Raw genomic sequence first — 2,680 nt, forward strand, 5'->3', positions numbered from 1 at the left:
TGTCAACGGCCAGTAGGAAGTGCCCATCGGCGGCCAGCAGAAGTGCCCGCTGGTGGCCAATAGAACTGCCCATCTGCGGCCAGGAGTTCTGCCCACCGGGTCGTGGTGGACCTGGCCGCGGTCGGGCTCGGGGGTCAGGGCATCGGGGTCACCCCCGTCCCGGCGAGGGCTTGCGCCAGACGCACCGAGTCACCCGATGTCTGAGCGAGGTGGGCGTGGTGCAGCAGCCGGTCCACGGTCGCGGTGGCGAGGGTCTTCGGCATGAGCTCGTCGAACCCGGCCGGGTGCAGGTTCGAGGAGATCGCGATGGACCGTTTCTCGTACGCGGCGTCGACGAGCCGGTAGAGGCCCTCGGCGGCGTCGTCGCCGACGCCGAGGAGCCCGATGTCATCAACCACGATCAGGTCGGCGCGGAGAATCCTCTGAACGGTGCGGGTGACGGTGTCGTCGGGGCGGTGCGCGCGGATCAGCGCGCCGAGGTCCTCGAGCCGGAACCACGCCACCTTCAGGCCCTGCTCGACGGCGTGCTGGCCGAGCGCTTCGAGGAAGAACGTCTTCCCGGTCCCGGCGGGCCCGCAGATCACGAGGTTCTCCCGGCGGTGCACCCACTCCAGGGTGCGCAGCGCCTGCTGCGTCGGCGCCGGGATCGTCGATAACGCCTCGTCCCACGAGTCGAACGTCTTCCCGGTCGGGAACCCAGCGGCCTTGCGGCGGGCGGCGAGCATCGATCGGGCCCGGCCGGCGATCTCCTCGTCCAGCAGTGCCTTCACGATCTCGGCCGGTTCCCACCGCTGCGACCTCGCGGTCGCGAACAGCTCCGGCGCGAGCTGGCGGGCGTAGGGCATCTTCAGCTGCCGCATCATCGCCTCCAGCTCGGCGGGGATCGGCGGCGCGGTCGTCGTGGTCACGGTCACGCTCCCACCTCCTCGTGGTCGGACTCGTCGGTGGTGGTGATCTCCTCGACCGGCACGACCACGAGCTCGCGGGGCTGGCCGATGCTCGCCCACCCGCCGGTGCCCTGCGCGAGCGACCGGGATTCCGGCGCCGTCCGCGCCGATGACGCACCCGCCCGGGTGGTGAGGATGGAGCTCAGGTCGCCGGTGCCGAACCGGCCGTACGCGGCCGCGGTCCCGAGCGCCTCGTCCACGACCTCGAACCCGTGGATGCGGGCCAGCTGCACGGCTTCCCGCATCTTCTGGTTCACTCGCGCGGTCCCCGCGGCGGCGGCCTCGACAAGCCACGCCGCGGCGCCGTGCCCGATGCCGAGGAAGTGGGCCTCCTCGTCACTGCGGGCCTTGATCGCGTACTCGCCCGGGATCTTCGCTCCGCCCCCGTCGGGGAAGTGCTCGTCGCAGATCCGCGGCGAACCAGGGCGGGCGCGTTCATGCCGGGCGACTTCGACCGGACCGTCGACGCCGTGATGGACGACCACGACCCGCTCGGCGTCGGCCGCGCCATGGACCCGCACGAACACCTCTGCGCCCATCAGCCGGTACGGCACCGAGTACTGGCCGTTCTCGAACGCGACCATCGGCGTGTTATCCGGCACCCGCCGCGACACCCCGAACGCGACCGTGTGCGACCGGTCCGGGACAGGATGCAACCGCCGCTGCTCCTCAGCCAGCATCTCGGCGGGCAGCCGCCTCGTGACCCGGTGCTTGCGGCCGTTGACGTCATCCATGAACGCCTCGCACGCGGCCTCGAGCTCGGCGAACGACGCGTACTCGGCCCGCAGGTTCGCGTCGGTGGGCACCAGGTCCGCCTTCGCGAGCTTCACCGACGCTTCCACCCCGCCCTTGCTTGCCGGGTCCGCGGGCTGGCAGGTCAGCACCGTCACGCCGTAGTGCCGGGCGAACGACACCGTCTGCGCGTTCCGCACCGGCACCCCAGCGACATGCGCGACCGTGACCGTCTTCTCGTTATCAGTCAGCACATACGTCGGCGCACCCCCGATGATGCGGAACACCCGGTCCAGCGCGGCGAACACCGAGGGGATGGTCTTGTCCCGGATCGGGAACACCACCCGGAACCGGGAGAACGCCAGCCACGCGACGAACAGCACCGTCTTGACCCCGTCGACGACGGGACCGTCGCCGAAGTCGTACTGAACCCACAACCCCGGCTCGGTCACCCACGGCCGGTGCACCCGACGGCGCCCCGCCTGCCACGCCGTCTTCGCCTCGGCGACCGCACGCCGCACCGTCCGCTCGGACCCGTCGAACCCGAGCGTGACGAGCACCTCGTGCACCCGGTCGGCCCGCACCTTCCCCTGCGACCGGTCCACGAGCTCTTCCACCTTCGGCAAGAACTCGTCGATGACCTTCACCCGCGCCGCCGCCGCGCCGACCGGGCGGCCCGCGTCCCGAGCCGTCACATGCGCGGCGACGGTGTGATGCGAGCACCCCGCCAACTCCGCTGCGGCACGATACGACCCGGTCAGGTCGAACGCTTCCAGAATTTCCATGATCTCTCCGTCAGACTTCAACACAGCCCCTTCCCGGGCATCGATACGGCATCAAGCACCGTCATCGAACCGGGAAGGGGCCCCGCCACCGCGACGACACGCGAGGCGGAACCATCAGACGTGGGCAGAACTCATGGCCACCAGCGGGCAACTCTGCTGGCCATCCATGGGCAGTTCTCGTGACCGCCTATGGGCAGTTTTCCATGGCCGCCAACA

At 70.4% G+C, this 2,680-nt stretch carries 2 protein-coding genes; both read right to left on the minus strand.

Translation table 11 applies throughout. The features are described 5' to 3' along the window. Positions 1 to 134: 134 nt before the first annotated feature. Complete coding sequence (gene istB, locus ACFWN7_RS17095; protein WP_376940062.1) at positions 135 to 914, minus strand: IS21-like element helper ATPase IstB; 780 nt, start codon at positions 912 to 914, stop codon at positions 135 to 137. Further along, positions 911 to 2,485 (minus strand): IS21 family transposase, encoded by a 1,575-nt coding sequence (gene istA, locus ACFWN7_RS17100; protein ID WP_376940064.1) that lies wholly within the window; start codon positions 2,483 to 2,485, stop codon positions 911 to 913. The genes istB and istA overlap by 4 nt, the downstream gene beginning before the upstream one ends. Positions 2,486 to 2,680 lie beyond the last annotated feature (195 nt).

The organism is Agromyces sp. NPDC058484 (assembly GCF_042720415.1).
Classification (GTDB): domain Bacteria; phylum Actinomycetota; class Actinomycetes; order Actinomycetales; family Microbacteriaceae; genus Agromyces.